At 69.9% G+C, this 7,259-nt stretch carries 5 protein-coding genes and 2 pseudogenes; 1 reads left to right on the top strand and 6 read right to left on the bottom strand.

Annotated elements, in window-relative coordinates; translation table 11 throughout:
• The 3 genes and pseudogenes from ACIGFK_RS24005 to ACIGFK_RS23995 form a co-directional block, all read right to left on the bottom strand.
• Positions 1–2,186, bottom strand: a pseudogene (locus ACIGFK_RS24005) (hypothetical protein); the annotation flags it as partial.
• A 626-nt stretch (positions 2,187–2,812) separates the two neighbouring features.
• Positions 2,813–3,271, bottom strand: a complete 459-nt coding sequence (locus ACIGFK_RS24000) for a hypothetical protein (RefSeq protein WP_400053506.1) — start codon at positions 3,269–3,271, stop codon at positions 2,813–2,815.
• 291 nt (positions 3,272–3,562) lie between these two features.
• Positions 3,563–3,745, bottom strand: a pseudogene (locus ACIGFK_RS23995) (CorA family divalent cation transporter); the annotation flags it as partial.
• A gap of 465 nt (positions 3,746–4,210) precedes the next feature.
• Between ACIGFK_RS23995 and ACIGFK_RS23990 the strand changes: the two are divergent.
• Entirely contained in the window at positions 4,211–4,744 is a 534-nt protein-coding gene (locus tag ACIGFK_RS23990) for a hypothetical protein (protein ID WP_400053504.1), read from the top strand.
• Between the two features lie 7 nt (positions 4,745–4,751).
• On the opposite strand, the gene ACIGFK_RS23985 is transcribed toward ACIGFK_RS23990, so the two are convergent.
• The 3 genes from ACIGFK_RS23985 to ACIGFK_RS23975 all read right to left on the bottom strand — a co-directional run bounded on the left by ACIGFK_RS23985 (position 4,752) and on the right by ACIGFK_RS23975 (position 7,187).
• Complete coding sequence (locus ACIGFK_RS23985) at positions 4,752–5,993, bottom strand: erythromycin esterase family protein (protein ID WP_400053503.1); 1,242 nt, start codon at positions 5,991–5,993, stop codon at positions 4,752–4,754.
• Positions 5,994–6,067: 74 nt separating this feature from the next.
• On the bottom strand, positions 6,068–7,033 hold the full coding sequence (locus ACIGFK_RS23980; RefSeq protein WP_400053501.1) for an LLM class flavin-dependent oxidoreductase: 966 nt from the start codon (positions 7,031–7,033) through the stop codon (positions 6,068–6,070).
• A gap of 10 nt (positions 7,034–7,043) precedes the next feature.
• On the bottom strand, positions 7,044–7,187 hold the full coding sequence (locus tag ACIGFK_RS23975) for a hypothetical protein (protein WP_400053499.1): 144 nt from the start codon (positions 7,185–7,187) through the stop codon (positions 7,044–7,046).
• Positions 7,188–7,259 lie beyond the last annotated feature (72 nt).

Here is a 7,259-nt window from a genome sequence, read left to right as displayed (position 1 = left end):
CGCGGGGTGTACGTGATGGTCGTCTGGCCCGCGGTGAAGGTCTTCACGATCTGCGGGTCGGAGTCGGTGCAGTTCCAGTCGGAAGCCGCCTTCACCGGGTCCGTGGTCCAGCGGGCGCAGGCCAGGCCCGAGCTGCGGGTGCTGCCGTTGGTCGGAAGGTTGTCCGTACCGGCGAGGGTGAACGTGCCCTCCTCACCGACCTTCTTGGGGTGCCCGCCGGTGGTGCCGGACGCCGGGAAGTCGGTCGAGGTCACGGCTGCGGAGGGCGAGGTCCGGTCGACGTAGAAGTAGCACCGCTCGCTGTCGGCGCTGTACAGCGTGTCGTCCTGGGTGTTCGCGAACCAGTAGTACTTGTGGCCGTCCGTGAGCGTCCCGAAGTCGGCGGTCACGTCCCCGGAGGACGCCAGCCAGGGGCTGTTGTAGTACTGGGCGCTGTTGTTGTTGTCCTCGTCCACGAGGGCGAAGTTCGACTGGAGCTGACGCCCGGTGGGGGAGTTGGTGGCGATGGTCACCTTGGTGCTGGAGTTGAGGCTGACCCAGCCCGGGTTGTCCCAGGCGTTCACGGCACCGGCGGTACGGCAGGGGGCGTAGGTGGAGGTGGCGGCGAAGCCGGGGGTGGGACTGGTGCGGGGGTTGGTGATGGTGGGGCGGCGGTCGTACGTGACCGTGACGTGCGGGCTGTTGCTGAACCGCTGCCGGTAGTACATGTTGTTTTCGTCGTCCGGCGCGAAGCCGAACGTGAAGTGGGGCCACTGGTCCCGCGCGGCGGCCCTCATCTGGCTGGTGACGTCGTACTGGACGTCACCCGTGCCGGAGATGTTGATGCCGCCGATCTTGACGCAGTTGCCGCCCATACGGGAGTTCTTGTCGCAGGGCTGGTTGTTCCAGGTGGTCGGGTTGTTGATGGGGCCGGTCTGGTAGAGGCCCATCGGGGTGGACGTGCTGGGGCTGGACGAGGAGGCGACGGTGGCGTGGAGCCGCGCGTCGATGACCTCGGCGCCGTAGAACACCGAGTTGATGCCGACTTGGAAGTAGGCGCGCTCGCGGCCCTTCCTGGTGCAGTTCGCGTAGCCGCAGTAGCCGGCGGCCGGGGTGTTCTGGCCGTCGGAGGTGCCGTTGAACTCGTTGGTGTCGGGGTACGCCTCCTGGACCTGCGACCAGGCGCGTGCCGAGTTCTCGGCGGAGGGGTTGACGCCCGGGTCGATGTACCAGGGGCCGGTGCCCTGGCCGAGGAGCGAGGTGTCGGGGATCAGGTCGATGCTGGTGGCATCGACCTTGACGGCGATCGGCTTGACGTTGGCGGTGTCCCCGGGTGCGTCGGGGGTGGAGGCGGCCACTGCGTCGGCGGCCTGCGGGGCGTCCACCACGGCGTCCGCACTCATGCTCGCGGACTTGCCCGTCTTCGCTCCGCTCTGCGGGGCGGCTGCGGCTGCTCCGGGGGTGGACTTCTTCGTCGAGTCCCACATGAAGGAGGTGGGGCTGGTGAAGCGGGCCTTGCCCTGGGCGTCCTTGAAGGTGATGTTGCCGGCCGCGTCGGTGGTGGTGTTCAGCCCGGTGGCGTCGACGCCGAGGCGGATCTTCTTCAGCGCCGGGTTGGCGGCGGCCGCGGCCGTACGCACGATCAGGACCTGTCTCCAGCCGCCGAGCTGGGTGGCGGTCAGGCGCAGGTCGACGTCGGGCAGGACGTTCTCGTAGAGCGCGTCGTTGCCGTCGAGCTTCGGCTTGGGGAGCTTGAAGGGTGCCTTGAAGGCCAGCTTCTTGCCGTCGGCCGTGGTCATCGTGGCCATGGGCCCGGTGCCGCCGCCCGAGATGCTCAGCGGGGAGGGGACGACCGCCGGGGACACCGTGCCGTCGGCGTTCGCGCGCAGCGTCGTATCGATCGCACGCCAGGACCCGTTGGCCTGCTTCACCCGCTCCGGAGCGGCCGCGGCATCCATGGTGAGGGTGCCGGCGGGGTTGGCGAACGTCTGGGATTCGGCAGTCGTCAGAAGGTCGATCGCGACCGGCTTGCCGGTCTTCTTCGCCTGGGCCAGGGCCGCGTCCACGGCCTTCTGCCGGGCGGACGGCGCGGCCTTGGTGGCGGCTGTGGCGCCGGACTTCGGGGCGGGTGTCGGCGAGCCGGCCGCGAAGGCGTCCGGGGCGGTGACCAGCCCGGCGCCGAGGGACAGTACGGCTGTCCCGATCACCGGAAGCATCGCGGCTGCGGAAGTCCGCCGACGCCGGAAGGCCCCCCGGCCCGGCCTGGGGTCAAGTGGTGGAGAAGTTGGCCTCATGGGCAGAGGTCCTCGCTATGCGCGTCGGTAAACGAAGGTCAGGCGCACAATCCTTACTCTCTGTAAAGCTGTCAACGGCCTGTGAGATATACGTGCCCGATTGACAATGTGAAGTGCCGGATTGCCCGGCGAGTGACATTGATCATGTAAGGAAAGACTGAGGACTTCCTGTACGAATGGCCGTTCCTCTCCTTAGGGTGCGCTTGATCTGGGTTCACCTGTTTCCGGACCGAGTTATTCCATTTCCTGTGGGGGATTGTGCTGCCTCGTCGGAGTGGTCCGCTTTTGCGTGTGCACGCGAAACGACCACGTATCGCGATGGCTGCCGTGCCGACGCTGATCATTTCTGGCCCGGGTCGACCCACGGCCGAAGCGGCGGCGAAACCACCGAAGACGGGCTACCGCAAACCAGGCCCGTGAAGGGCTCGAACGCCGAGCCGACCGCCGCCGAGGCGCCTGAAAGCAAGCCGTGGAAGCTGGACGCGAAGGCGAAGACGCCGGCCGGCTCGGCGACCGCTCTGCTTGCTCCGGCCGGCACATCACGAAGTGTCGCTGGAGCAAAGTCGGTTCAGGCGGGCGAGCTGCCGGTCTGGCGCCACCGCCACGGGTGCGACCCCTTCGGCGAAGCTCTCCGAGCTCGAGGTCGCGCCTTCCGGTAGCAGCGGTTCCGGCGAGGGTTCGCCGCGGGTGGAGGTCAAGGACGAGGCGAAGACGACCGGCGCGAACTGGGTCTGGCCACCGCCGCGCACTGGACAGTGCAGAGCCTGGACGTCGTCCGCATTCTCGACGACCCGCCGCTCACAACTCCTGCCCTCCGCATGCATGGAAACGGGCTGCGAAAGTCGGGCCTGATTGGCGCTGCCGTCCACCGGCCCACCCATGCCGCGGCCATCGCCCCGAATCAGGCCGAGCGAGCGGCCGTGCTGCTGCTCCTTGCCCGAGCCGCCGCATCTCTTGGGAATCAGGTTCTCTTCGACCGCACGATCCCGCAGGCGCACCGCACCGGCTTCTCGATGACGTGGACCACACGGGCCTCGTGAACCCGGGGCCCTCTACGAGATCCATCTGCGGGGTCTCACCGCCACCGGCCGTCTCCGCCCCCTGGCCGGTGGCCAGCGCGGTGCCACCGAACTACGGTCGGGCTGTATCAAACGTGCGGAACGGCCGGTGAGGGTGAAATGGCTTGCTCCCCAGTGGGGCGGATTCCCCCGGATTCCCTCCAGGCCCTCGGGGGTAGCCCTTTGGGTCATTCGTGAATGGGAACACAACCGATGGGCTAAGGGCGCTCCCTACAGCCAGTCGCGCTTCTTGAAGATGACGTACAGGCTCGTGCAGACGACGGCCATGAGGAGGATCGCGAAGGGGTAGCCGCCCACCCAGTGCAGTTCCGGCATCACCTCGAAGTTCATGCCGTAGATGGTGCCGACCAGGGTGGGCGCGAAGAGGATGGCGGCCCAGGAGGAGATCTTCTCGAAGTCGTCACCCACACGCCGCTGACCTGCGGAAAGCGCCCGGAGAGGCCCTCTGGTCTGCGGCGATCAGCCTTTCCGTCCCTTCCACCGTGCTGCCCTTTTGTACGGCCGATCCTCCCCAGCCGCTCCCCAACGCGGCTTCATTCTCCCCGGATTCTCCCCAGCCACGGCTGACTCTGAAGACGGGTCGCCGCTGGTCGGGACCGCGATCCGCCTGGCGTGACCGGCTACGCGACGTAGTGGCAGCGAGGTAGGAGTAGGTGACCGTCATTCGCTTGGCGGTAGCTCGTGGCTGGGTACGGCTGCTCGTGCACAGGGGAACAACCGCTGCGCTCCCCGACGCCCAGGCCGTGGCGCCGCTCCTGCCCACCGGCCCGCCTCTGGCTGGAAAGGGAACCGGCCCTCCGCCTCCGGACGAGACTGGGGGAAGACGATCACCAGGATGAACAGGAGGCAAGGGTCCCGATGAATCCGTACGCGTACGTGCCCGCCGACGATCCGCTCTTCGGCGCGGTCCGGATCGAACTGGACCACGAGGGCGGGACGCTGGGCGTGAGCGGGGACGGACTGCCGCCGGTCGAGATCCGGCGGGCCCCGCACACCGTGCCGGAGAGCCATGTGCCGATCGGGACGCGCGACCCCGAGCACCTCACTCTGCTCGTCGACGGTGAAGAGGAGACCCTGCGGCCGTCCAAGGGGTTCCTGACCCGGCGCTCGTACCGGGTCGAGGTCGTCTCAGGGGCGCGGGAGTGCAGCTATCTGCTGGTTCCGGACTCCCTCGGCACCAGCCGGCTGCTGCGGGACGAGCGGCTGCTCGGCATCTTCACATCGAGCGGCGACGGGCGCGTGTCGGCCGACTGGGAGGCGGCGGGCGAGTCCGAGCGCGCCAGGGACCCGTACGACGCGTCCGTGGGGTACGGGCTCGCCGCGGCATTCGGCACCGGTGCCGAACCGATGTGGCAGCTCACTCTGAACGCCGCGCTCGACCTGTGGCCGTGAGAGAACCTCACTCCTCCGCCGGGGGCAGCAGGTGGGAGCAGGTCGAGCGTGCTACGAACGCGATGCCGTCGTAGTCCTCGGCCGGGACGAGCGGGGCGGTGTTCACGCGGTAGAGGAACCGTTGGACGTTGGCGCCGAAGCTGCGCTGCGCGTGTGCGGCGTGCAGCCAGGGCGCGGCGTCGGCGGCGGAACCCGCGGCGCGGAGGTCCGCGTAGTAGTCGCCGGGCAGGGCGTGCGTGAGTCTGGCCTCCAGGGAGCGGAGGCCGGTGCCGATGCGGTGGCGGGCAGGCGGGCGCTGGAGATCGTTGCCGCGGCGGGCCAGGAAGGAGCCCTTGCCGAAGAGGAGGGCCAGCGCGTAGTAGGCGTCGCCGTACCGTTCGCGGAGTCTGTTGCCGAGGGCTGGCACCTGGTCCCCGTACGTGCCCTTCGAGATGTGCCCGTTGTGTGCCCAGACCATGACGCGCGCCTCGGGGTTGTCGTCCACGAGCCGTGCGACGGCCTCGGCCATGTAGCGGTCACGCCCGGCGAGCACGCCGTCCTCGCCGGCCGAGGCTGCGAAGGGCCGCGTCACCAGGTCGGCGGCGCGGACCAGGATCCGCGCGTGTTCCAGCGCCTCGCTGGCGTCGTCGCCGGAACCCGGCCGCCCGGCGTGGTCCGCGACGAGGCGGGCGATCTCCTTGGCCTGCCGCATCAAGGCCTTCTCCGGGTCCGGACGCGAGCCCGGGCGGGCCCGGGCCAGTACGTCCAAGGCGCCCACGCGTCCGGCCTGATCGGGTGCCGCCCGGCTCAGAAAGGCGGCGACGGCCTCGACGGAGTCGGCGCAGAGTTGGGGGTCGGTTCCCACGAAGCGGACCCGGCGCCCTTCGGGCAGGTCGCGGTTGTGGGCGCGCAGCCACTCGACGAGGTCGACCATCTCGCGGGTGCGCCAGGTCCAGAAGCCCAGCCGGGCGACGAGCCGTTCGGGGGCGCCCGTGCCGTACCGGACGTACGCGTCGAGCGCGCGGGCCGCGGACTGGCTGGCCTCCATGGCGAGGGTGGTGAACCCCTCCTCACGAACCAGGAACTCCACGATGCGGTGCTTCAGCCGGAAGAACTCGCCCGTGCCGTGGGTGGATTCCCCCAGACCGACGATCCGTGTTCCCCGCAGTGCCTCGCCCAGGGGTTTCAGGTCCTCCACCGGCGCGCCGGGGGTCAGGGTGCTCAAGGGGTTGGCGTGCTCGTTCAGCCATCGGGCGATGTCGTCGGGCACCGTCTTGCCTCTCCTCACCGGGTGCGGGAGGGCGGCACGCGGGCGTGCCCCGGCCTTCCGCACCCGTTCCTGGGTCAGTTCGTCGCCTCCCGGCAGGCCGCGAGGATCGCCTGGAGGTCCTGTACGGCGTCCGGTCGGCCATGCTCGGAATACACTCCCGCGACGTTGACGACAACTTCGTCCACCCCCGCCCGATCGAATTCGGCCAGCTGTGCGGCGATGCTCCCGGGCGTGCCGTAGAGGAAGACTCCGGAATCGACCAGGGCGCGGGCGCCGAGCCCCGGGCGGCTGTGGTGGACGCGCAGTCCGGCGCGGCGCAGCATGTCGCAGTAGTGCGGCCCGGCGAGGTGGACATGGGCGGCCGCGAAGGCGAGCCGGTAGGCGTGGCGCCCGGGGCGGTCGACGGCGGCGTGCACGACGGTGACCATGCGGGGCACCGGGCGGCCCGACTCGGCCGCGCCCTTCGCCATGGCGGGCAGCAGGGTGTCGCGGACGTAGCCGGGCGGGGTCATCCAGCTGATCGCCGCGTCCGCCACCCGGCCCGCGGCCCGCGCGAGCGTCGGCCGGAGCACACCGAGTCCGGTCTCCACCCCCGTATGTGACAGGCCCGGCAGGCCGATGGCGGCGCCGATGCCGGGTCCGGCGACTCCGTCCTCGGTCCCGATCAGGCGCCGCACCTCGGTCAGGTATTCCACACAGGCGTCGCGTGGGCTGTCGTACGGCTTTCCGTGCAGTCCGGCGACGACGTCGGGGGTCGCGGGACCGAGTCCGAGGGTCGTGCGGTGTCCGGTGAGGACGGACAGGGAGCGGGCCTGGATCGCTGCGTCCAGCGGATGCCGCAGCGGCATGAGGGCGACACTGGTCCCGACCGGGACGCGGTAGCCCATTCCGGCCAGGTAGGCGAAGACCTGCTGGGTGTCGGCGCAGAGGGACTGGCCCTGCCAGAGGCGGGCCGCTCCTTCGTCGCGGACGAGCGCGGCGAAGGGGGCGACGTGCCGGGGGTCCGTCGGCATGGCGGGATACAGGACGGATACGCGCATCACTCGGCCTTCAGGGGGACGCGGCTTCGGTCAGGTAGCCCGAAGCCTGGATACGGAAGAGCCGGGCGTACACGCCGTCGGCCCTCAGGAGGTCTTGGTGCACTCCGTGCTCGATGACCTTGCCGTTTTCCAGGACGACGATCCGGTCGGCCATCCGGACGGTGGCGAAGCGGTGGGCGATGAACGAGGAGTGGCGATGGACACCCTGATCTCGGCCCGGCGCGTG

This window comes from Streptomyces sp. NPDC085524, assembly GCF_044541755.1.
GTDB lineage: Bacteria > Actinomycetota > Actinomycetes > Streptomycetales > Streptomycetaceae > Streptomyces.
Note: the sequence above shows the minus strand (reverse complement) of the source record. Positions and strands in the feature narration are given on the sequence as shown.

Bases quoted from the DNA above. Each gene is read 5' to 3' on its own strand.
- ACIGFK_RS23990 (WP_400053504.1), top strand. From the start codon at position 4,211: ATGAATCCGTACGCGTACGTGCCCGCCGACGATCCGCTCTTCGGCGCG.
- ACIGFK_RS23980 (WP_400053501.1), bottom strand. From the start codon at position 7,033: ATGCGCGTATCCGTCCTGTATCCCGCCATGCCGACGGACCCCCGGCAC.
- ACIGFK_RS23975 (WP_400053499.1), bottom strand. From the start codon at position 7,187: ATGGCCGACCGGATCGTCGTCCTGGAAAACGGCAAGGTCATCGAGCAC.